This window comes from Lentzea sp. NPDC004782 (assembly GCF_040609115.1).
Classification (GTDB): Bacteria; Actinomycetota; Actinomycetes; order Mycobacteriales; family Pseudonocardiaceae; genus Lentzea.
The window spans coordinates 39,269-60,569 of the sequence record NZ_JBEXJN010000009.1; the positions used below are offsets into that span (position 1 = coordinate 39,269).

The window sequence follows — 21,301 nt, forward strand, 5'->3', positions numbered from 1 at the left end:
CGTGTTCTTCCTGTACACGGTGTACGCCGGGGTCCTCGGCGTGCTGCTGATCGCGGGGATCGTCGAGCAACGCCGGCACCTGCGCTGCCTGCGCAGCATCCCCAACCGCATCCTCGTCAACGGCATCCGGGGCAAGAGCTCGGTCACCCGGCTGTGCGCCGGGGCGTTGCGCGGCGGCGGGCTGACGGTCGTCGCGAAGACCACCGGCACGGCGGCCCGGTTCATCCACCCGGACGCCACCGAGGAGCCGGTGCACCGCAAGTTCGGCATCGCCAACGTGGTCGAGCAGATCGGCATCGTGCGCCGCGCGGCCGCGGCCCGCCCGGACGTGCTGGTCATGGAGTGCATGGCGGTCATGCCGCCGCTGCAGGAGGTCAACCAGACCAAGCTCATCCAGTCGACCATCGGGGTGCTCAGCAACGTCCGCGAGGACCACCTGCAGGAGATGGGCCCGACGCTTCCGGACGTGGCGCGGTCGCTGTCGCGGTCCATGCCCGTCGGCGGCGTCTGCGTCACGGCCGAACGCGAGCTGCTGCACATCCTGCAGGAGGAGGCCGACAAGCGGTCGTGCCACCTGATCGTGGTCGACCCCGAGGACGTCACCGACGAGGAGCTGGACGGGTTCGCCTACCACTCGTTCAAGGAGAACGTCGCCATCTCGCTGGAGGTCGCCCGCCTCGCCGGGGTGCCCCGCGACCTGGCGCTGAAGGGAATGTGGGAGGCGCCGCCCGATCCCGGCGTGCTCACCGTCGAGTCCTACCGCTTCGGCGACAGGACGTTGCGGTTCGCCAACGTCTTCGCCGCCAACGACCCCAGGTCCACCGTGATGAACGTGCAGCAACTCATCGAGCGGCACCAGATCCAGCCGCCGATCTTCACCCTGATCAACTGCCGGCCCGACCGGGTCGAACGCAACGGCCAGATGGGCGAGATCGTGCCCGAACTGCTCACCGACAAGCTCTTCGTGATCGGCCACCCCAGCCGGTCGGCGCTGGCCAAGGTGCCACCGGGCTGGCAGGGCCGGTCCTTCGACCTGGGCGGGGCGAACCGGCCGGTCGGGGAGATCCTCGACGCGATCGTCGAGCAGATCGACGGCGAGGCGTCGCTGATCGCCATCGGCAACATCCACGGCCAGGGCGAGCTGCTGCTGCACCACCTGGAACAGGCGGTGCGCCAGTGCTGACCGCGACGTTGACGCCCGAGGTGGCGGTGCTGGCCATCGCCATCGGCCTGGTGTTCTCCCTGGGCTGCTACCTGGTGTCCAACCTCTCGCCGGGCGGGATGATCACCCCCGGCTGGCTGGGCCTGGCCCTGATCACCGACCCGCGCCGGCTGTGGATCATCGCCGGGGTCACCGTCGTGACCTACTTCGGCACGCGGCTGCTGCAACGGCTGGTGATCCTGTACGGCAAGAGGCTGTTCGCCACGGTGCTGCTGCTGGGGGTGTTCCTGCAGCTGACGGTCTTCCTGTTCCTGTCGAGCGACCGGCCGTTCCTGTTCTCCCACGGCACGCTGGGCTTCATCGTGCCGGGCCTGATCGCCTACCAGTGCGTGCGGCAGCCGATCAGGGCCACGCTGATCTCGACCGGCGTGGTGACGATGCTGTCCTATGTCGTGCTGCTCACCGGTGTCCTGCTCAACTTCCTGCCGCACCGCTAGTTCCACGTTCGGTTGGTGCACGCGGGGCGCTTTCGTTCACTCAGAGAGCACGAAGGCGCCCCGCGTGCCGAACGGCAGCGACGGAAGGTGAACCTTAAATCCGTTAGGGCGACATCTGTGGCACTCGGCCGGGCTACGCGGGAATGATGTTGTGATGATCTCGCTGCCGGCGACCGTCGCCTCCGCACTCGCCGAGGCCGACAGCGGGAACACCGACTGGCCGCAGCACTGGCAGGCCCTCACCGCGGTCTCCGTCGAACTGCAGTCGCTGCTGGTCACCGACCCCGGTCCGGAGCTGGTCGCGTTGATCGAGCAGATCGTCACCCAGCTGGCCGACGGGGTGGCGAGCAGCCGAAGACACCGGGTCGAACTGGCCGAGCTCGCGCACCGCGTCCTGGGCACCCACGCCCGCGCGTGCGCCCAGACCCGCCCCGACCCGGTGCGCCTCGCGGACTGGCTGCTCGACCTGCAGCTGCGGCACCCCGAGGCCCCCGACGTCAGCCTCGCCGACTACGCCGACGCCCTCGACGACGAGGGGCTCGCGCACTACCGGGAACGCGCGGTGGCGTTGTTCGAGCCGCTGCCGGTGATCGGGTTCGGCGAGACCGGCCGCTACGACCGCGAACGGTGGGCGTTGCTGCGGGTGATGGAGGAGCTCGCCGAGTACACCGAGGACGTCGACCTGCAGCTGCTGGTGCTGGGCAAGGACCTGTCCTCGGGCTGGCACTACCTGCAGGTCGCGACCGTGCTGCGGGACAACGGCCGCTCGGACGAGGCGCTGGAGTGGGTCGAACGCGGGCTGCGGGCCGTGGGCGGGCGCGGGGCGGCGCCGCGGTTGATCGACCTGGCGGTGGAGGAGCACCTGCGCCGGGGTTCGCCGCAGCGGGCGGTGGCGGTGTGCCGGGACGCGTTCTTCGCGCGGCCCAACCTGGATCTCTACCTCAAGGCCCGTGCGCTGGTCGTGCACACCGACGAGTGGCCGCCGCTGCGCGCGCAGCTCATCGACCACCTGGTGCGCGACGGCAGCCGCCTCGCGGTCGAGGTGTACCGGCGCATCGTCGAGGTGGAGCTGGCCCGCCGGGGCATCGAGGAGCAGGAGCTCGTCGTGGAGTGGCTGGAACAGCTGCGGGGGCTGCAGCCCGACGCGTTCGCGGACTACCTGGACCACATCAAGTCGCGGCACGTGGCGGACCGCCAGCTGCTCGACGAGCTGTCCCGGCGAGGACTCTGACCGTTCCCATTCCGGATAGTACGTGTTCGTAATATCCTACTTCGCATGACCGAGGCCGGAGGGGGTCCGGTCCGCCCACGGCCGAGCGCGCTCCAGCTGGGCGGACACCGACAGCAGCGTGCACTCGTCGTGACGGCGGCCCACGAGCTGCACCGCCAGCGGCAGGCCGGTGGACGTGCGACCGGCGGGCACGGCCGCCGCGGGGTTGCCCACGACGTTCCACAGCTGCAGGAACGACGTGTAGTGCGAGGCGGCCAGCAGCGCCGAGACGACGTTGCGGCCGTCCCACTCGCCGACGCGGATCGGCGGGCGGGTCAGTGCCGGGGTGAGCAGCACGTCGACCGAGGTGAAGATCCGGTTCGCGTACGCGGTGAGCGCGTCGTCGTCCTTCGTCGCCCACCGCACCAGCCCGCGCGGCAGGCGGCGGCCCAGCTCGGCGACCGCCCGTGTGCGCCGTTCGACCAGGTCCGGCGACTGCATGCCCTGTCGCGCCAGGTGGGCGTTGTGCAGGTACCGCACGGCGAACTGGGTCGAGGCGACGACATCGCGCATCGGCGGGTCGAGGCGCACGACGTCGTGGCCGAGGTCGGTGAGCAGCGCGGCGGTGTCCTGCACGGCGTCGCGGACCTCGTCGGCGACGCCGATGCCCGGTCCCCACGGCCGCAGCGACACCCCGATCCGCAGCCTGCCGGGGTCGGTGGTGGCGGCCTCGGTGAAGCTGGTGCGCGGCGGATGGGCGACGTGCGGGTCGCCGGGGACGGCGCCGTGGATCTGGTCGGCGACCAGCGCCCAGTCCAGCACCGTGCGGGTGATCGGCCCGGCCACGACCAGGCCGCCCCACATCTCGCGTTCGGGGGCGAGGGAGACGCGGCCGCGCTGGGGCTTGAGCCCGAACAGGCCCGTCACCGCGGACGGGATGCGGATCGAGCCCGCGCCGTCGGTGCCGATCGCCGCCGCCGCGAGCCCGGCCGCGACCGCCGCGGCGGAACCACCGCTGGAGCCGCCGGGGGAGTGCGTCAGCGACCACGGGTTGCGCGTCGGCCCCGCCCAGCCGCTCTCGGTGTAGGGCCACAGGCCCAGCTCGGGCATGCGCGTGCGGCCGATGATGATCGCGCCGGCGGTGCGCAGGCGGTGCACGATCGCGGAGTCGGCCGGCTCGGGCGTGCGGGCGGCGTTGGTGCCCTTCGTCGTGGGCAGGCCCTCGATCGCGATGTCCTCCTTGACCGCGATCGGCACGCCCAGCAGCGGCAGGTCCTCCCCGCGCGCCCGGCGCTCGTCGGCCGCCTCGGCCTGCGCCAGCGCCTGTTCGGCGAAGACCAGGCGGAACGCGTTGAGCTGCGGGTCGAGGCGCTCGATGCGGTCCAGGTGCCCGGCGACGAGCTCGCGGGCGGTCACCTCGCCGGACCGCACGGCGCGGGCCTGCCTGGCGGCCCCGGCGAAACACAGCTCCGTCAGCTCCATGAACCGACCCTAAGCGCCGACCGGTGATCTACGGAATGGGAGTAGCACGCATGAGAGTCCTCGCGATGACCGCCGCCGTCCTCGCCGCCCTGAGCACCTCGGTGGCGCCCGCGCAGGCCGCGACCATCAGCCGGGCGGACCTGATCGCCCGTGCGAAGACGTGGCTGACCGCGAACAACGGCGGGCCCGTGCCGTACAGCCAGAGCAGCTACTGGGGCTCGGAGGGCTACCGGCAGGACTGCTCCGGTTACGTGTCGATGGCCGCCAAGCTCGGCGCGCCCGGCCAGCGCACCGTCGAGCTCTACGACACGTACTCGACGGCGATCTCGGCGAAGGACCTGCAGTGGGGCGACATCGTCGTCGACCCGAACGGCACGGGCACCACCCGCCACGTCGTGATCTTCGAGAAGTGGGCCGACCCCTACAAGAGCGGGTACTGGGCCTACGAGCAGCGCGACGTCCACGGCACCACCCACCGCGTCCTGACCTACGGCCTGAGCGGCACCGACGGGTACTACCCGCGCAAGCTCAAGAACGTCACCGGCTGAGACGCCCCGTGACGGCCGGTGGGCATCTCGGTGAACGCGGCGTTGAACTCCACCACTGTCCGATGCAATGACCCAGCTCACATCATCGAGTCATGTCCACTCTCTCGCGCTGGCTCACAGCGACTTCCTCTGTTCTGACCGTGGCGGCGGTGACGCTGGGCAGGCGCCGCCTGACGTTGCACCACGACATCGAGGTCGCCACACCGCGAACAGAGCACACGCCGCTGGAGGACATCCGCGACCGGCTCCTGGCGCCGGAGGCCGACGTGCGGCTGAGCGGGCTGCGGGACTGGGTCGAGTACGGCGAGCGATGTGTGCAGAACCGGCAGCCCGCCCTGGACGTGCTGTGCGAGGTGCTGCGGGAGCTGCCGTGGCCCGGTACGGAGGTCGACCAGCGGTGGCGGATGGTCCTGCAGGCCAGCCTCACCGCGCACCTGCGGCCGGGACCGGGGTTCTGGCTGGGCGGCGAGCTGGACCTGCGCGGCACGACGCTGGTGGACTTCGACCTGTCGCACTGCCGGCTGGGCGGCGCGCGGTTCGGCCGCACCCGGTTCCTGGGCGACACGCGGTTCGACCAGACGACGTTCCTCGGCGAGTTCGACGCCCGTGGCGCGTTCTTCGGCCGGCACGTGCTGTTCACGCAGTCGGTGTTCGCCCGCGGCCTGGATCTGCGGGGCGGCACCGTCTGCGGCAACGGCGAGCTCGCGGGCATCCACGTGGCCGGTCCGATGACGTTGCGCGGCACCCGGTTCTCCGGCCGCGCGGACTTCACGTGCGCCCGGTTCGGTTCGGACGTGGACTGCTCCGGTGTGCGTTTCGGCGGCCGCGCGCTGTTCCGCCGCGCCTGGTTCGCCGGCGCCGTGACGTTCGCCGGCACGTGGTTCCGGGGCCGCGAGGACTTCGTGGACGCCGCGTTCGGCGGGGAGTCGTCGTTCGAGAACACCCGGTTCGGGCATCGGGTTCACGCCGACTGACGGCTGCGGTGGTTGGCCACCGCCACGCGGTTCGCGCATTTCGTCGAGCAGAAGCGGCGGCGGCCGTTGCGGCTGGTGTCGACGAACACGGTGCCGCAGCCCTCGCGGTCGCACCGGCCGATGCGCTGGGCGTCCTCGCAGAACAACGCCGCCATACCCGCGGCCGTGTACGCCTTGACCCGTACGTCGGTGGGGGCGTCCTCGCGCGCGTAGTGCAGGTGCGGCGCGCGGCCGTCGTGGGTGGAGATGTAGTGCGTGGTCGACGACTCGGCCAGCAGCTCGTTGAGCAGCTCCGCGGTGGGACCGGCGAACACCTGCCGCAGTCGTTGCACCCAGTCTCGTACGTCACGTTCCTGGCGGGCGTCGAGCGAGCCCAGCGGCTTGTAGTCGGACGCTTTCAGCACGTCGATCAGGGGTGTCGCCGGGTCGGCGTTGACCAGCTTCGCGGCGAGCTCCGCGGCCGCCCCGCCGTAAGGGTTGAAATGCACTAGACCATGACACCAGGCTGGGGTGCATGATCACCACCTGCCCCGCCTGCTCCTGGCCCTGCTCGTCCGCGCTCTCCTCCCACGGCCCGGTGTCCTACGTGCGCTGCGTGTGCGGCCTGTTCCTGGTGGTGGAACGCGGGGCGGTCACCGCGACCGCCGGGACCAGCACGTTCGCCCCGATTCACCACACCCGTGGTGATCTTGCTAGTGTCCCGGACCGTGAGCCGCCGTGATCTTCTGTGCGACACCGCGATCCAGATCCTCGCGGTGGAAGGCGGCCGGGGACTGACCCACCGCGCGATCGACCGCGAGGCCGGTGTCCCCATCGGCACGACCAAGAACTACTTCCCGACCCGGGAGTCGATCCTGGAGGCCTGCGCGGCCCGCATGACCGCGCTGCACCGCGCCGCCGTGGACCGCCTGCGCGAGACCACGCCCGCCGACATCTCCGCCTCCGACGTGGCCGAGCTGTACCCGGCGCTGCTGCGCCGCGCGGTGGCCGACGACCCGACCCAGATGCTCGCGATGGTGGAGCTGTACCTGGAGGCGGTGCGGCGGCCGGGCGTGCGCGAGGCGCTGTCGGGCATGGTGCTGGCCAACGCCGAGGCGGGTGCGGCGCTGCAGCAGGCGGCCGGGCTGCCCTCGACCGTGCGCGACACGGGACTGCTCGACGCCTACTTCCTGGGCGTGGCGATCTCGCTGCTGGCGCTGCCGGTGGACACGCTGGAGACCGTGGGCCTGGACGACCCGTACGCGCTGGGCATCGGAGTGTTCTCCGCGACCGTCCCCAACTCCGGCCGGTCACCAGAACAGCGATCAGCGGAATCAGGCTGATCACCGCCGGCACCACGCACGCCACCGCGAACATCGCGGCCAGCAGCGCCGCGCTGACCGGACGCGTCTTCGGCCGGTGCCGGCGTGGTGGGCGCTGAGCAGGCTGCCTGTTCGGTCGACCTACCTGCCGGGGTGCCCGGACAACGCCGCGATCAGCGCTTCGTAGGTCTGCTCGGGGTCGTGCCCGGCGGTGTCGATCACGGTGGAGTCCGGGGTGAGGTAGGCGGCGAGGCGGTCGTGGATCCGCCGGATCGCCGCGGCGCCGCCGAGTGCCTCGACGGCGTGGTCGAGGTGGTGCCCGCGCCGCCGGAACCGGCCGATCGTGGTCTCGGGCGGGGCGAGCAGCACGACCTCGACGTAGTCCGCGCCGGCCTGCGCGGCGGCGTCGGCGAAGCGGGCGCGCTGGCCGCGGTCGGTGACCAGCTGGGGCATGACCACGTCGTGCCCGCAGGACAGGTGGGTGCGGGCCATGGCCAGGGCGAGCGGCCGGACGAGCGCGACGGTGCCGGGGAAGTCGTCCTGCCAGCCGCCGACGAGCCGGACGATCTGGTCGGCGTCGAGGTCGAGCGTGCGGGGGTGGTCGGTGGCGTAGCGGGCGGCGGTGGTGGACTTGCCGACCCCGGTGGGGCCGTTGAGGTGGATCAGCCTGGGCACCGCCCCGATTCTGCGCCACCGGGTGCGGCGTCTCAGCGGCAGACGCGCACCAGCTCGTCGATCGCCGTCGCGACCAGGGCGACCGCGACGTCGGGGAACTGCCCGCAGCTCGCGGGCCGCGCCGGCACGGGCTGCTCGGCCAGCGTCACGCGCCACTCGCGGCCGTCCGCGTGCCGCACGGTCGCCGAGTCCGCGGTCTCGGCGACCACGGTCAGCACGTCGCGGGTCTCGCCGAGCCGGGCGCGCACCGCGACCTCGGCGACCTGGCCGCGCGCGGTGAAGCAGGACCGGCCGCGGCACCGGTCGGCCGTGATGCCGCCGGTGACCACGCGTTCGGCCAGCTGGTGGTCGAGCCGTCCGTACAGGTGACCGGTGGGCAGCAGGATTCCGGTCGGCGCGAAGCGGTGGCCGCCGGTGTGGGTGCACTCCCAGAGGTTGAGCGCGGTGGCGATCGGCCGGCCGTACAGGGCGCAGCAGACGTCGCGTTTGCTGTTGGTGCACACCAGCAGCAGCGGTGTGGTCACGGGCGTGCCGAACGCGGTCGAGCGGCCCTCGCCCAGGGCGGCGAAGTCGAGTTCGAGGGCTTCCTCCGGCGCGGCGAGGTCGGCCTGCTCCAGCCACGAGGCGCCGGGTGTGGTCGAGGCCAGGTAGAGGCGGCGGCCGGCGCCGACGTGGGTGTCGGCGTGCTTGCCGGGGCGGCGGATGAGCAGGATGCGGACGCCGGTGCCGGCGGCGCGGCGGGTGAGCTCGGCGCCGAGCTCGGGGTCGAGGTGGCTCTGCACGACGGCGTCGCGGCCCCACGGACCCGGCTGTTCCAGGCACAACCAGGCCGTCGCGGTCGCGGCGGTGCCGGCCAGCGGTTCGCCCGCGGCACCGGAGAGCGTCGAGCACCTCATCTGCACACTCTATACGGCCGTTCGGGTGAGGACTAAGGGCATCCTTACTTCACCTTGTGGGTGACACCGCACCTGGCTTCACCGCGGCGGCCGGACCGAAACTCCGGTCAGTCCCCGGCTTCCAGCTGGGCGATCCGTTGCCGCAGGGCGGCCTGCAGGCGGGCGCGGTAGCCGATGAACAGCTTGTTCGCCAGGTACGGCGCCCAGTTGCCCTGCTTGGCGATGTTGTAGACGCGGTGCACCAGCAGCGCGCCCTCGGGATGGGGGTGCAGGGAGTCCTCGCCGCGGTACCACCAGTCGCCCCAGTAGGCGATCACGCCCCGGTCGCGGTCGACGAGCCGGTGCGACCCGGACTCGCCGGCGTCGGCGAACAGGCGCTCCCGCACGTCCTCCAGCGGCGCGTGCACGACGCCGGAGACCTCGAACAGCAGTCTCATCGGTGTTTGTCCTCCCAGTCGGCATACCCGCCGACGGTGCCGTCGCGGGTGGCGGTGGCGAACCACGTGAGCCAGGCGCGTTCGGCGCGCAGCATGGCCATGCGGTAGTCGAGCTCGATCCACGCGAGCTGCGGCAGGCCCATGCCGGCGAGCTTCTCCAGCAGCACGGCCAGCGCGGTGAGCTGCTCGCCGAGCGCGTCGAGCCGCTGGTCGACCACGGTCAGCGCCTCGTCCGGGGGCATCAGGCCGACCAGGGAGATGCCGGCCTCGAACCGCGAGTACTCCTTGGCGGGCACGGAGATCAGCTCGCGCAGCCAGGCGTGCAGCTCGTCGGTGCCGGTGCCGGTGATCGCGTAGATGGTCCGCGCGGGGCGGTTGCCGGCTTTCTGGGTGGCGCTCGCGGTGATCAGCTCGTGGCGGCACAGCGACTCGACGACGGTGTAGAGGGAGCCGTAGTTGAGCTTGATGACCTGTTCCTGGTGGCGTGCCCGCATGGTCTGCGCCATCTCGTAGGGGTGCATGGGCCGCTCCGCCAGCAGGGCCAGCACGGCCAGCGCCAGGGGGTTCGTCCGCTTGAAGGTCATATTCGCTCCCGTATATCCGGCGCCGAGTATACGGGGTAGGTTGGCCGGTATGACAACGGTGATCACCGGGGGAAGCCGGGGTATCGGTGCCGCGACGGCGCGCAGGCTCGTGCGCGACGGGCACCGGGTCGTGATCAGCTACCGCCAGGCCGCCGACGAGGCGCGCGCACTGGAGAAGGAGCTCGGGGTTCTCGCCGTGCAGGCCGACACGGCCGACGAGGACGATGTCGCGCGGTTGTTCGACGAGGCGGGGGACGACATCACCGGCGTGGTCAACAACGCCGGCATCACCTCACCGTCCGGTCCGCTGGCGCAGCTGCGCACGGAGGACCTGCGGCGGGTGGTGGACGTGAACGTGATCGGCGCGTTCTTCGTGGCCCGTGAGGCGGCACGCCGGATGACGCGCGGGGCGATCGTGAACGTGTCGTCGGGCGCGGCGACGCTGGGCAGCCCGGGCGAGTACGTGCACTACGCCGCCACGAAGGCCGCGGTGGACGCGCTGACGATCGGGCTGGGCAAGGAGCTGGCGCCGCGCGGGATCCGGGTCAACGGCGTGCAGCCGGGCACCATCCGCACCGAGATCCACCAGCTGTCGGGCCAGCCCGACCGCCCGGAGCGGGTCGCGGGACGGGTGCCGATGGGCAGGGCCGGTGAGGCCGAGGAGATCGCGAACGCCATCGCGTGGCTGCTGTCGGACGAGGCCTCCTACGCCACGGGGGCGATCCTGCGCGTCACCGGTGGCACGTGAGCCACCGACTTTCGCCTCTGCGGGCACAGCGCGGCGAGCCCCTAAGCTTCTTCGTCATGTCCGCGCCCACGCTCACCGACTTCGTGCTCGCCAACACCACCCTCACGCCGGTGCCGCTGGTGCCCGAGGTGGTCCTGCACAGCGCGGCCGAGGCGATGGGCCTGTGGGAGCTGACCGACCACGATCAGCCGCCGTTCTGGGCGTTCCCGTGGGCGGGCGGCCAGGCGCTGGCACGGCATCTGCTCGACCACCCCGGCCTGGTGCGCGACCGGAAGGTCTTCGACCTCGCCTCGGGCTCGGGCCTGGTGGCGATCGCCGCCGCGCTGGCGGGCGCGGACGCGGTGACCGCGAACGACATCGACCCGCTGGCGCTGGCCGCGGTGGAGCTCAACGCCGCGGCCAACGGCGTCGCGGTCCGCACGGTGCCCGGCGACCAGCTCCACAGCGACGCCCACGGCGCCGACGTGGTGCTGGCCGGCGACGTGTTCTACGACGCGGAGGTCACTGCGCTGGTGCTGCCGTTCCTGACCAGGGCCGCCGCACGGGGCGCACTGGTGCTGCTGGGCGACCCGGACCGCGCGCACCTGCCGCGCGACCGGTTCACCGCCCAGGCGCGCTACGAGGTGCCGGTGCCGCTCACGCTGGAGAGCACCGAAACGCGCAGCGCCACCGTCTGGCGCGCCTAACCGAGGGTGATGGCGTCGAGCTTGGCCCGCAGGTACTCGCCGCCGCCGACCTCGGGGTAGCGGCCGTCGAGCGACACGATCCGCGCGTCGGCGTCGGTGTTGTAGAAGAAGATCAGCGACACGAGGTCCTCCTCGGGGGCCGAGGCGTCCGGTGGCAGCACGCGGTGCGGGGTGGAGCGCCAGCGGTCCGACACCCAGCGGGCCATGAGGTCGCCGATGTTGACGGTGAAGGCGGCGGGGTCGAACGGCGCGTCCCGCCACACCCCGGCGGCGCTGCGGACCTGCAGCCCGCCGACGCCGTGCTGGCGGTCCAGGATCGTGACCGTGCCGAAGTCGGTGTGCTCGCCGATGCGGAACTGGCCGGGACCGGCGGGCCCCACCTGCCGCAACGGCGGGTAGTGGTTGACGTTGAGCGTGTACGACGGCGTGCGCGTGTACTGGGTGAACAGGTCCTCCGGCGCGCCGAGTGCGACGGCGAAGATCGTCAGCAGCTCGTCGGCCAGCGCCCGCATGCGCCGCACGTACTCCGTCACGGCCGGTTCGAGGTCCGGCACCTCGGCGGGGAAGACGTTGGGGCGGAAGAAGAACGGGTCACCGCCCGCCGGGTCGTCCGAGCCGAACGCCAGCGTCTCCTTCAGGTCCGGCGGCGCCGTGCCGCCGTCGGCGCGCCCGGTGGCCTGTGCGTCGGGTGGCATCCAGCCGCGGCCGCCGGTGCGCACCGCGTAGGGCTGCTTGTCCTCGGTGGACAGCGCGAAGAACCGGCGCGTCAGCTCGCGGGTGCGGTGGCGCAGCTCGTCCGGGACGCGGTGCCCGGTGATCAGCAGGAACCCCGACTCCCGCAACGCCGCGTCCACCCGCGCCGCGACCTCGGCACGCCGCGTGCCGTCGAACCACCCGGTCAAGTCCACCAGCGGAACGCTCATGCGTGCCGTCCTACCGCTGGTCGGTCACGGGCGCCAGTGATCGGGCCGAGCCGTTCCATCCGGTTGCGTCAGCCGGCCCGTTCCACCACGAACGCGGTCAGGAACCCCGCGGTCATGCACAGCCCGGTGTACAGCCGCGCCCGCTCGTAGGCCTCGGGGATCATGGTGTCCGCGATCATCGCCAGGATCGCCCCCGCCGCCACGGCCGTGATCACCGCGATGACCTGCGGTGAGGCCGTGTCGAGCAGCAGGTTGCCCAGGGCGGCGGAGATCCCGCTCGCCACGGCGATCGCGCCCCACACCCCGAACACGTAGCGGGCGGTGCGACCGGCCTGCTTCATGCCCGCGACGCTGGACAGCCCTTCCGGGACGTTCGAGATGACCACGGCCGCCAGCATCGTCACGCCGATCCCGCCACCACCGAGCAACGAGACACCGAGCACCACCGACTCGGGCACGCCGTCGAGCAGCGCACCGACCGCGATCGCCGTGCCGCTGCCCGCCTGCTCGGCTTCGGAGGGCTGGTCGCTGCTGCGCTTGCGCTGCCGGGCACCGTGCCGGGCGAGCAGCACGTTCGCCAGCACGTAGACCACCGCGCCACCGAGGAACCCGGTGGAAGTGGCGAGCAGGCCGCCGTTGCGCTCCGCCTCGTCCATCAGCTCGAACGCCGCCGCCGCGGTCAGCACGCCCGCGCCGAACGCCATCACGACCGCGACGACGTCCCGCGGCACGCGCAGAAACCAGGCGACGAGCGCACCCGCCACGAGCGCGCCGCCGCCTGCCAGACCCCACAAACCCGCTTCGATCCACTGTGGCATTGCGCAGGGGTGTCCTACATCTTCGCGAAGTACACCTTGAGATCACCGGCGAGCAGCTCGGGGGAGTCGTGCCCCGAGTAGTGGCCGCCGGCGGCGAACTCCGACCAGTGAACCAGGTTCTGGTGATCGCGCTCGGCGAAGCGCCGGATGCTCTGGAAGTCGTCCCGGAAGATCGCCACGCCGATCGGCACCGTCGTCGGCTCGGTGGGGGTGTCCTCGCGGTGCGCGTCCTCGTAGTACAGCCGCGCCGAGGACCCCGCGGTACCGGTGAACCAGTAGATCGACACGTTGGCCAGCAGGAACTCCCTCGTGACAGCGGGTTCGGCCATCAGCTGCATCGTCCAGGCGAGCTGACCGGCGGGGGAGTCGGCGAGCGCGAACGCGACGTTCTGCGGACGCGCCTGCTGCAGGTGCTTGTAGCCGGACATGTTCTCCCGGAAGTTCCGCAGCACGCCGAGCCGCCGGAAGTCGTCCTCGGTCAGCCCCTCCATCTCCGCCGGGTCACCCGAGGGGAACGAGAAGATCTGCGTCACGTGCACGCCTGCCACGCGCTCCGGGTCGACGCGGCCCATCTCGGGCGCGATGATCGCCCCGGCGTCGTTGCCGTGCACCCCGTACCGCTCGTACCCCAGCCGCGCCATCAGTTCCGTGAACGCCTTCGCGATGCGCCCGGAGTGCCAGCCCGTGTCGGTGGTGGGCCCGGAGAACCCGAAACCCGGGATCGACGGGATCACCAGGTGGAACTCGTCCCGCAGGTGCTCGACGACGTCCACGAACTCCATCACCGAACCCGGCCAGCCGTGGATCAGCATCAGCGGCACCGCGTCCGGGTTGGTGCTGCGCACGTGCAGGAAGTGCACGTTCGTGCCGTCGATCTCCGTGACGAACTGCGGGAACGAGTTGAGCTTGCGCTCCACCGCCCACCAGTCGAACTCCTCGGCCCAGTACCGGGCCATCTCCCGCACCGTCGCGACGTCGTCGCCGTACCGCGCGCCGGCTCCCGGCACCTGGTCGGTCCACCGCGTCCGCGCCAAACGAAGCAGCAGCTCGTCGACGTCCGCTTCGTCGACTGCGATGTGGAATTCCCTGATCTCCGTCATGACATGAGGCTATGACCCGTTGCGGCCACCCTCTGTCCTAAAGTTCCGTCCATGTTGGAAACGTCGGCGCGCCTGCTGCGCCTGCTCGCCCTGCTGCAGTCCCGCCGCGACTGGCAGGGCTCCGAACTCGCCGACGAGCTGCAGATCAGCCAGCGCACCGTCCGCCGCGACATCGACCGCCTGCGCGAGCTCGGCTACCCGGTCAACGCCACCACCGGCAGCTTCGGCGGCTACCGCCTCGGCGCCGGCGCCGAACTGCCCCCGCTGCTGCTCGACGACAACGAGGCCGTCGCCGTCGCGGTCTCCCTGCGCACCACGCCGGTCACGGGCCTGGAAGAGGTCTCCCTGCGGGCCCTGCTCAAGCTCGAACAGGTCCTGCCCTCACGCCTGCGCCACCGCGTCTCGGCTCTGCAGACCGTCGAGTCCGTGCCCCGCAACACCCCGGCCCCCGCCGTCGACGCCGAGCTGCTCTCCACCCTCGCCGCCGCCTGCCGCGACAGCGAGACCATCCGCTTCGACTACAACTCCCACGACGGCACCCCGTCGCGCCGCCGCGTGCAACCGCACCGGCTGGTCAACTGGGGCCGCCGCTGGTACCTCGTCGCCTGGGACGACGACAGGCAGGACTGGCGCAGCTTCCGCGTCGACCGCATCACCCAGCCCGTACCACCGCACGGCCCCCGCTTCACCCCACGCGAGTTCGACGCGACCACCTACGTCGCATCCCGGGTGACCGCCGCCGCCTGGCGCTTCCAGGCCCGCGTCCTCGTCCACGCCCCGGCCGAAGCCGTCGCCGCCCGCATCGACGCCGCCATCGGCAGCGTCGAAGCCGTCGACCCGTCCTCCTGCGTCCTCGTGACAGGCGCCGACTCCGTGGAGTCGCTCGCCGTGTGGATCGGCCTGCTCGGCTTCGACTTCGAGGTCACCTCACCACCGGAGCTGGTGGCACACGTTCGCACCCTTGCGGCCCGCTACGCCCGCGCCGTACAAGACTGACCATGGCCATCACCGGACGGGACATCGAGCGCCTGCTCTACACCGACACCCCGGACCCGATCCTGGTGGTGCACAACGGTTCGACCGAGATCGTCGCCGCCGCCGAGCTCGGCGGCTACACCGGCGCCGTCGTCGTCTGCTCCCGCACCGAGATCCTGCGGCAGGTGGGGGAGCGCGACCTCAGCGAGACTGATCTCGCGCGGATCGCCGAGGCTCTAGCGGCGGCCATTCAAGACCCAGCTCAGCAGCGGCCGTTCTGGCCCGCTTGATCAGATCCGGCCGATCAGCGGCCACTTCGAGCACACGGGCACCACGCAGGTACTCCCTCATGTCGGGGTAGTCACGGTCAAGCGGGAACAGGAACTCCTGCTCGTGCAGCCGAAGCCACGCCTCCAATGCGTCGGGGTGCCCGTGGATCAGATGCCTGCCGTGGCTCTCCAGAATCGCCAGATCCTCACCGCCACGCCCGATGCGCGCGCTGACTGCCTCGGTGAACAGGGAACTGCTTCCGGTGGCGTCGAACAACCGACCGAGCGCCGGCAGGCAGGAGCGCACCGGAGTCGCCATCAACTCGACCAGCGCGGCTGCCACGGCGATGCCGCAGCGTTCCACGAGCGGGACCACCGCGCCCTGCAGCTTGATCGCCACATCGTCCTGGGTCACTTGCGGCTCGGACATCAGCTGCCATTCCGTGCCCACCTCCGGCGTCGATGCTCGCTGGTTGACCGTGACGAGGCCGAAGTCGTGCGAATCCACCCACAGACCTCGCACGACGCTCGCCCAGGCGCTGTTGGACAGCCTGGACTTCCAGAACAGCGTCTCTCTGCGCCAGTCCTCGGCATTCACCTCAACGTCGGAGCCCCGCACCATCAGCGTCAACACGATCAGGTTGAGCGAGTACGTCGCGTCCCTGGTGGAGTCCGTCAACGAGACCGGCTCGTACCCGCCACGCGACAGTCGCCGGTCGTGCCGTGCGCCCCACAACCGCTCCACGACGTCGGCTACCCGATCGCGGTCAGCTGTCCTCGCGAACTCCCGCAGGAAGTCCAGCACCGGTTTGCTCGTCGTCAGCACCATGAACGACAGCACCGAGTACAGCTCCGTGTCGTCCACAGTGGACTTGCGACGCGACCGGGCCGCGTCCTCCCGGCACAGCTCCTCCAGCGTCTTCCACACGAACCGCGCCACCAGGTACTCGCCGAAGGTGGCGTGCAGGAACTCGTAGGTGGCGAGCTTCGTGTCGTCACCGCGGACCGCCTCGGACTTCTGCACGAAGAAGAACCGGCCCAGCGCGAGATCACCCGACGACAGGGGAGTGCGCGTCCCGACCGCCCGGTCCGGCGTACCGACGTCGAGCAACGCCGCCAGGTCCTCGGTCACCCGCTGCCCGGTCACCCACTGCACACCGCGGTTGAACATCGCGAGCGCCACCACCGACAACCGGTCCAGCTCGAACTCGACGTCCTCGTCGACACCCTCCTCCGTGCGCTCCACCGCGGACTTGCTCACCTCACGCCGCGCGAACCGCTCCAGCAACCGCTCGTACAGCTGACCCCGGCTGATCGACGCGTGATCACGCTGCAAAGCGCCGTCGACCGCGTCGTACAACGCCAGCATCAGCAACAACAGCGGCTGCTGGGCCAGTTCCCGGTACTCCAGGGCGACCTCGGCCGGCAGCGGCGGGTTGGCCGCATTCCACACCGCCAGCCACTGCCGGACCTGATCGTCGGAGAACGGCAGCAACCGCACGACGTGCGACTGCTGCGGCAACGCCAGCCCCGCGCACACGCTCAACCGGCTCGTCACCACGAACGCCGCCGGCCGTTTCTTGGCCAGCAGCTCCTCCTGGAACCGCTCGATCGTCGTCAGGTAACGCGTCTGGCTCACCCCGGTCGCCTGCATCAGCTCGTCGAGCCCGTCGAGGACCACCACCGGCACCGAGCCTCCGGTGTCGCGCGAGAACTCACCCCAGCCCAGCGGTTCGTCCAGCAGCCGCCGCAGACCGTGCTCGATCTGCTCCCGCAGGTCCGCGTCGGCCGGCACACCGCGCAGTTCCACCCGCACGACCGGCACCCCCGACGCGGACAGCCGCGCCGCCAGCATCTCCGTCAGCACCGACTTGCCCGAACCTGGATCGCCCAGCACCAGCAGCGGCGCCGCCCACGCGTCCGTCGACGTCAGATGTCCCGCCAGATAGGCGTAGAGGTCCGATCGCGCGGGCCTGCTCTCCCAGAACTCGGCCGTCGACGGCACTGTCTCCCGCCCGATCGGGGCCAACAGCTGGAATCGCGGGTCGATGTAGGCCTCGCCGAGCACGGGTGTCCGCAGCTCGCCAGATTGGATCAGCGGCCGCGCCAGCGCGCAGGCGTACAACCCCGCCAGCTCGGCCAGTCGCTGGTCAAGGGTCTGGTCGATGGTCGTCTCGCGCAGCACTTCTTCCAACCGCGCCAAGGCCGCCCGTGTGGCGCGGTGGTCCTCAACAGAGCACCAGAACGCCACCTCGGGGAAGTCCGTCGCAAGCTGACGGAACAGCTCCTGGTACCGGTCGACCGCGCGGGCGGGCAGGTGCCTCAACATCGCCTCGACCCGACCGGCCTCCGTCTCGTCGAGTCCGTCCCAGGCGGTCAGCACGCTCGCCACCGACAGCAGTTCGTCGGTGATACCCAAGTAGAAGTCGTGGATCGTACTGAGGTTGGACTCGTAGGACAGACCAGCAGAGGGCAGGGGCAGTTCCATGTCGAACGGCGCGAACGCCACGACGAGATCCTCGTCCGCTCGCGCGAAGGGAAACGGCGGCTTCAGGTCGCGGAACGCCTCGAAGAACGCCGTGATCACGATGACCGCGTGCGCCGCGTGCAGGCGTTGCGTGCGGCTGTAGCGGTTGAGGCCCCGCCGCTTCTCCGACACCTTGTTGGCGAGATCGGAGAGCAGCCTGGTGAAGTCCGGCTTCGCGTCGAACAGGGCGAGCACCTGCCACAACCCCAGCGAGCCCGCCAGCAGCGCGCCGCCCAGCAGCTTGTCCAGCGCGGCGACGGTCGGGTGGTCCTTGCCGCCGAGGATCTGCACGGCCTCGCGGTAGCTGTACGTCCTTCGCACCCGAAGCTTCTTACACGACCAGGCGCGCGCTCAGCCCGAGAACAACACCAACAGCCCAATCGCGATCAACACCACCGGCAGCGCGATGTGCCCCCACTTGGCCAGAGCGCGGGCCACCACCTGGCGTGACGCCAGAAACCAGCCCGCCAGGCACCACACGCCCACCAGCACCAGGAACACCGCCACGTACACCCACAACGAGTCCGCGACCGTGAAGACCGGCACGTAGACGCCGATGTTGTCGCCGCCGTTGGCGAGGGTCACGCCCGCCACGGCCAGCACGCCAGGAGCGGCCTCCGGCTCGTCATCGTCGCCGTCGCCGCGCCACAACGACCAAGCGGCTTTGAGACCGAGAGCCAGGGGGATGAGCCCCAGCCACGGCCTGAACTGCGCGGGCAGCAACGCGGCACCGAACGCGCCCACCACCGCGACGGCCAGGATGCCGCCGAAACCCAGGTACTGGCCCGCGACCACCTGCCGGACCGAACGGGCACGCGCGAAGAAGAGCGCGAGCAGCACGAGGTCGTCGACGTTGGTCACCGCGAACATGCCGGCTGCCTGGCCGATGACCCCAAGATCCACTGCGGCATTCTCCACGACCAAAACCGGATAGCGCATCCGGATCTGTGCTAGCGTGGGATAAACGGATCGCCTATCCGATTAAGGGAGTGTCATGACACGCAGAGCAGTCGTCACCGCGGGAACCGGCGGCATCGGACTGGAGACCGCACTCGGACTCACCAAAGCCGGCTTCGCCGTCACGGTCGTCGGACGCAACGCCGAACGAGGCGCCCGCGCCGTCGACAAGATCAACGCCGGGGGAGGGGAACCCGCACGCTTCCTGCAAGCCGACCTCGCCTCACTCGACGAAGTGCGCCGCCTCGCCGAACACATCGCCGCAGAAGGCGAGCTCGCCGTCCTGGTCAACAACGTCGGCGCCATGTTCGCCGACCGAACCGAAATCGACGGCGTCGAAGCGACGTTCGTCGTCAACCACCTCTCGCCCCACCTGCTCACCGAACTCCTGCTGCCCGCGCTCAAAGCAGGAGCACCCAGCCGCGTCGTCAACGTGACCACCGGCGCCGTACGCCTCGCCAAAAAGGTGTTCGACCAGGTCGAACCACCCGGCGGCTACTACGGCTTCCACTGGTACGGACGCGCCAAGCTCGCCCACCTCGCCCACACCCTCGACCTCGCCGAACGCCTCAAGGACAGCGGCGTGTCCGTCTTCGCCGCCGACCCCGGAGGCGCCGCCACCGACATGACCGACGGCAGGACGCGCAAGCCCCAAGTCGTCACACCCGCACTGCGCCTGCTCTGGCCACTCGTGCGACGCACCCTCGAACGGGCGACCTCCGGACCCGCCTCCCTCGCGGCCCGCTCGTCCATCGCCGCCGCCACCGAGCCACTGCCCACCGGCCTGCTGATCGGACCACGAGGCACACCCGTGACGCCCGTCAAAGCCGCACTCGACCCCCGCGTCATCGCCGCGGTGCGCAGACTCACCGACCAGCACGCCCCGGCCAACCCCGTTCCGGATGGCCTATCCAATTAAGCTGGAAGCATGACCCCGCTGCGCAAAGACGCCGCCCGCAACTGGGACCGGATCGTCACCGTCGCCAGAGAACTGGTCGACGAAGGCACCCCACTGCAACTCAACGACGTCGCACGCCGCGCAGGCCTCGGAGTCGGCACCGTCTACCGCCACTTCCCGACCACCGAAGCACTCCTCGAAACCGTCGCCACGCCCTGCCTCGAAACCCTCGCCGCCCACGGCACCAAAGCCCTCGAAGACGACAACCCCTGGCACGCCTTCTCCGACTACCTCACCCGACTCGTCGAAGCCCAGGTCAGCGACCCCTCACTCGCCAAAGTCAGCGCCAACTCCCACGACACCCTGCCCCGCACCACCGAGCTCAAACACCAGATCATCACCATCGGCACCGAACTGCTCGCCCGCGCCCGCACCGCGGGAGCAGTCCGCCCCGACCTCGCCGACGGCGACCTCGTCCCACTCATGTGCGGCATCGCCTACGCCACCTACGTCCACAGCGACACCCCCGCCGACCGGCTCCCCACCGCACGCCGCTACCTCGACACCCTCCTCCGAGGCCTCACCACCTGACCGGCAGGGGAGTCACGGCCCAACCCCGGTCGCACCGTCGATCTGCTCCCGCACGACGTCCGCATGACCCGCGTGCCGAGCCGTCTCGGTCAACACGTGCACCAGCACGTTGAACAACATCACCTCAGGATGCGGCCACCACGGCACAAAACCGGGGGAGTCCACCGCCAGCGCCTCGATCGTCGCGTCCGAATGCGCCCACGCACGCCGATACCGCTCGACGATCTCCTCACGGGTCTCGTCGTCGGCGGCGTAGAAGTCCTTCCCGCGCGCGGCGAGGTCGTCCCAGCGCGGAATCGGCTCCGGGAACGGCCGGTCGAACACCTCACCGAAATAACGCGACTCCGTCAGCGTCAGATGCTTCACCAGACCCAACAGGTTCGTACCGCTCGCGGTGAGCGGACGACGGACGTCCTCATCGGACAGGCCGTCCAGCTTCCACAGCATCACCTCGCGCAGCTCACGCAGATCGCTGTGCAGATATCCCTTGGCGAAGTCGTCGATCATGGAACGGGAGCATGCCACGCCTAACGCCACGGTGACGTAACTCCGCAGCGGAGACCGGGCAGGGGTGGACAGCCGGGCGGCCACACGCGGCCAGCGCGCATCGACGCGAGGGCCGACTGCGCCGAACGGGCAGCACGCACCCGTCGAAGAGCAGTCCCGGAGGCAGCGTCGGCCGACGACTGGAACGCGACCACGGGTGCGGCGGGAGAGGACTCCGCCAGTGGCCGGATCTCCGTTACTTGACATAATGTAGATTATCGGCGAAACGGTGACCTGCGAAGATCGTCCTCAGAAGGGGCTGAAACGGCTGCTGTTGCGCGTCTGCAAGCACCACCGGCGGGCAGGCCGGTCACCCTTGCAGACGCCACAACATCTTCCACGCCGGCGATGTCGGAGCGCGGTCGACACCGACGACTCGTCAGTGAGACGTACGCAGGGGCGTGTCATTACGCTCACGATCCCCGACAAGTGACGCCACCCGGCGCAGCGCCCGACGAACTCCGGACTAAACGGACATTTCATGCATAATCGCTATT

General features: G+C 70.7%; 25 protein-coding genes. 13 read left to right on the forward strand and 12 right to left on the reverse strand.

Going from position 1 to position 21,301, the window contains the following annotated elements:
* Position 1: 1 nt before the first annotated feature.
* From pgsB to ABZV40_RS10790, 3 genes are all read left to right on the forward strand, one after another.
* Positions 2 to 1,183 (forward strand): poly-gamma-glutamate synthase PgsB, encoded by a 1,182-nt coding sequence (pgsB, locus tag ABZV40_RS10780; protein WP_355438428.1) that lies wholly within the window; start codon positions 2 to 4, stop codon positions 1,181 to 1,183.
* Positions 1,177 to 1,659: a poly-gamma-glutamate biosynthesis protein PgsC/CapC gene (locus tag ABZV40_RS10785; protein WP_355438430.1), complete on the forward strand. Its 483-nt coding sequence runs from the start codon at positions 1,177 to 1,179 to the stop codon at positions 1,657 to 1,659. Before pgsB ends, ABZV40_RS10785 begins: the two co-directional genes overlap by 7 nt.
* Before the next feature lie 154 nt (positions 1,660 to 1,813).
* On the forward strand, positions 1,814 to 2,890 hold the full coding sequence (locus ABZV40_RS10790) for a hypothetical protein (protein WP_355438432.1): 1,077 nt from the start codon (positions 1,814 to 1,816) through the stop codon (positions 2,888 to 2,890).
* A 36-nt stretch (positions 2,891 to 2,926) separates the two neighbouring features.
* Here the strand turns inward: ABZV40_RS10790 and ABZV40_RS10795 are convergent, their stop codons facing one another.
* Positions 2,927 to 4,351, reverse strand: a complete 1,425-nt coding sequence (locus ABZV40_RS10795) for an amidase (RefSeq protein WP_355438434.1) — start codon at positions 4,349 to 4,351, stop codon at positions 2,927 to 2,929.
* Positions 4,352 to 4,401: 50 nt separating this feature from the next.
* On the opposite strand from ABZV40_RS10795, the gene ABZV40_RS10800 reads away from it, so the two are divergent.
* Both ABZV40_RS10800 and ABZV40_RS10805 read left to right on the forward strand, forming a co-directional pair.
* Positions 4,402 to 4,899, forward strand: coding sequence for a hypothetical protein (locus tag ABZV40_RS10800; protein WP_355438436.1), 498 nt, complete (start codon positions 4,402 to 4,404; stop codon positions 4,897 to 4,899).
* Between the two features lie 92 nt (positions 4,900 to 4,991).
* Positions 4,992 to 5,873 (forward strand): pentapeptide repeat-containing protein, encoded by an 882-nt coding sequence (locus ABZV40_RS10805; protein WP_355438438.1) that lies wholly within the window; start codon positions 4,992 to 4,994, stop codon positions 5,871 to 5,873.
* On the opposite strand, the gene ABZV40_RS10810 is transcribed toward ABZV40_RS10805, so the two are convergent.
* A complete protein-coding gene (locus ABZV40_RS10810; RefSeq protein WP_355438440.1) occupies positions 5,861 to 6,361 on the reverse strand; it encodes a CGNR zinc finger domain-containing protein in 501 nt (166 codons plus the stop codon). The two genes, ABZV40_RS10805 and ABZV40_RS10810, sit on opposite strands and share 13 nt — an antisense overlap.
* A 26-nt stretch (positions 6,362 to 6,387) precedes the next feature.
* On the opposite strand from ABZV40_RS10810, the gene ABZV40_RS10815 reads away from it, so the two are divergent.
* Both ABZV40_RS10815 and ABZV40_RS10820 read left to right on the forward strand, forming a co-directional pair.
* On the forward strand, positions 6,388 to 6,594 hold the full coding sequence (locus tag ABZV40_RS10815) for a hypothetical protein (RefSeq protein ID WP_355438442.1): 207 nt from the start codon (positions 6,388 to 6,390) through the stop codon (positions 6,592 to 6,594).
* Positions 6,581 to 7,195: a TetR/AcrR family transcriptional regulator gene (locus tag ABZV40_RS10820; protein WP_355438444.1), complete on the forward strand. Its 615-nt coding sequence runs from the start codon at positions 6,581 to 6,583 to the stop codon at positions 7,193 to 7,195. Before ABZV40_RS10815 ends, ABZV40_RS10820 begins: the two co-directional genes overlap by 14 nt.
* A 120-nt stretch (positions 7,196 to 7,315) precedes the next feature.
* On the opposite strand, the gene ABZV40_RS10825 is transcribed toward ABZV40_RS10820, so the two are convergent.
* The 4 genes from ABZV40_RS10825 to ABZV40_RS10840 all read right to left on the reverse strand — a co-directional run bounded on the left by ABZV40_RS10825 (position 7,316) and on the right by ABZV40_RS10840 (position 9,766).
* Positions 7,316 to 7,849, reverse strand: coding sequence for an AAA family ATPase (locus ABZV40_RS10825; RefSeq protein WP_355438446.1), 534 nt, complete (start codon positions 7,847 to 7,849; stop codon positions 7,316 to 7,318).
* A 32-nt stretch (positions 7,850 to 7,881) separates the two neighbouring features.
* Complete coding sequence (locus tag ABZV40_RS10830; RefSeq protein ID WP_355438448.1) at positions 7,882 to 8,745, reverse strand: sucrase ferredoxin; 864 nt, start codon at positions 8,743 to 8,745, stop codon at positions 7,882 to 7,884.
* A 107-nt stretch (positions 8,746 to 8,852) separates the two neighbouring features.
* The gene (locus tag ABZV40_RS10835) at positions 8,853 to 9,182 is read right to left on the reverse strand and encodes a hypothetical protein (protein WP_355438450.1); all 330 of its coding nucleotides are present in this window, start codon (positions 9,180 to 9,182) and stop codon (positions 8,853 to 8,855) included.
* Complete coding sequence (locus tag ABZV40_RS10840; RefSeq protein ID WP_355438452.1) at positions 9,179 to 9,766, reverse strand: PadR family transcriptional regulator; 588 nt, start codon at positions 9,764 to 9,766, stop codon at positions 9,179 to 9,181. Before ABZV40_RS10840 ends, ABZV40_RS10835 begins: the two co-directional genes overlap by 4 nt.
* 49 nt (positions 9,767 to 9,815) lie before the next feature.
* Here ABZV40_RS10840 and ABZV40_RS10845 point away from each other — a divergent pair, with 49 nt between their 5' ends.
* Positions 9,816 to 10,514 carry an SDR family oxidoreductase gene (locus ABZV40_RS10845; RefSeq protein ID WP_355438454.1) on the forward strand — a complete coding sequence of 233 codons (699 nt, stop codon included), beginning with the start codon at positions 9,816 to 9,818 and terminating at the stop codon, positions 10,512 to 10,514.
* Between the two features lie 56 nt (positions 10,515 to 10,570).
* Positions 10,571 to 11,200 (forward strand): 50S ribosomal protein L11 methyltransferase, encoded by a 630-nt coding sequence (locus ABZV40_RS10850; protein ID WP_355438456.1) that lies wholly within the window; start codon positions 10,571 to 10,573, stop codon positions 11,198 to 11,200.
* Here ABZV40_RS10850 and ABZV40_RS10855 read toward each other — a convergent pair.
* From ABZV40_RS10855 to ABZV40_RS10865, 3 genes are all read right to left on the reverse strand, one after another.
* The gene (locus ABZV40_RS10855) at positions 11,197 to 12,123 is read right to left on the reverse strand and encodes a 2-oxoglutarate and iron-dependent oxygenase domain-containing protein (RefSeq protein ID WP_355438458.1); all 927 of its coding nucleotides are present in this window, start codon (positions 12,121 to 12,123) and stop codon (positions 11,197 to 11,199) included. The genes ABZV40_RS10850 and ABZV40_RS10855 overlap by 4 nt on opposite strands.
* Positions 12,124 to 12,191: 68 nt before the next feature.
* Complete coding sequence (locus ABZV40_RS10860) at positions 12,192 to 12,941, reverse strand: ZIP family zinc transporter (RefSeq protein ID WP_355438460.1); 750 nt, start codon at positions 12,939 to 12,941, stop codon at positions 12,192 to 12,194.
* A 14-nt stretch (positions 12,942 to 12,955) separates the two neighbouring features.
* A complete protein-coding gene (locus ABZV40_RS10865) occupies positions 12,956 to 14,041 on the reverse strand; it encodes an epoxide hydrolase (protein WP_355438462.1) in 1,086 nt (361 codons plus the stop codon).
* A gap of 51 nt (positions 14,042 to 14,092) precedes the next feature.
* On the opposite strand from ABZV40_RS10865, the gene ABZV40_RS10870 reads away from it, so the two are divergent.
* Together ABZV40_RS10870 and ABZV40_RS10875 are read left to right on the forward strand one after the other, a co-directional pair.
* The gene (locus ABZV40_RS10870; RefSeq protein WP_355438464.1) at positions 14,093 to 15,037 is read left to right on the forward strand and encodes a YafY family protein; all 945 of its coding nucleotides are present in this window, start codon (positions 14,093 to 14,095) and stop codon (positions 15,035 to 15,037) included.
* 2 nt (positions 15,038 to 15,039) lie between these two features.
* A complete protein-coding gene (locus ABZV40_RS10875) occupies positions 15,040 to 15,306 on the forward strand; it encodes a hypothetical protein (protein ID WP_355438466.1) in 267 nt (88 codons plus the stop codon).
* Here the strand turns inward: ABZV40_RS10875 and ABZV40_RS10880 are convergent.
* Both ABZV40_RS10880 and ABZV40_RS10885 read right to left on the reverse strand, forming a co-directional pair.
* Complete coding sequence (locus tag ABZV40_RS10880) at positions 15,218 to 18,133, reverse strand: hypothetical protein (protein ID WP_355438468.1); 2,916 nt, start codon at positions 18,131 to 18,133, stop codon at positions 15,218 to 15,220. The two genes, ABZV40_RS10875 and ABZV40_RS10880, sit on opposite strands and share 89 nt — an antisense overlap.
* A gap of 30 nt (positions 18,134 to 18,163) precedes the next feature.
* On the reverse strand, positions 18,164 to 18,715 hold the full coding sequence (locus tag ABZV40_RS10885) for a cadmium resistance transporter (protein WP_355438469.1): 552 nt from the start codon (positions 18,713 to 18,715) through the stop codon (positions 18,164 to 18,166).
* 91 nt (positions 18,716 to 18,806) lie between these two features.
* Between ABZV40_RS10885 and ABZV40_RS10890 the strand changes: the two genes are divergently transcribed.
* Both ABZV40_RS10890 and ABZV40_RS10895 read left to right on the forward strand, forming a co-directional pair.
* The gene (locus ABZV40_RS10890) at positions 18,807 to 19,688 is read left to right on the forward strand and encodes an SDR family NAD(P)-dependent oxidoreductase (RefSeq protein ID WP_355438471.1); all 882 of its coding nucleotides are present in this window, start codon (positions 18,807 to 18,809) and stop codon (positions 19,686 to 19,688) included.
* Positions 19,689 to 19,697: 9 nt separating this feature from the next.
* Positions 19,698 to 20,258, forward strand: a complete 561-nt coding sequence (locus ABZV40_RS10895; protein WP_355438473.1) for a TetR/AcrR family transcriptional regulator — start codon at positions 19,698 to 19,700, stop codon at positions 20,256 to 20,258.
* 12 nt (positions 20,259 to 20,270) lie between these two features.
* On the opposite strand, the gene ABZV40_RS10900 is transcribed toward ABZV40_RS10895, so the two are convergent.
* Positions 20,271 to 20,765 (reverse strand): DinB family protein, encoded by a 495-nt coding sequence (locus ABZV40_RS10900; protein WP_355438475.1) that lies wholly within the window; start codon positions 20,763 to 20,765, stop codon positions 20,271 to 20,273.
* Positions 20,766 to 21,301: the final 536 nt, after the last annotated feature.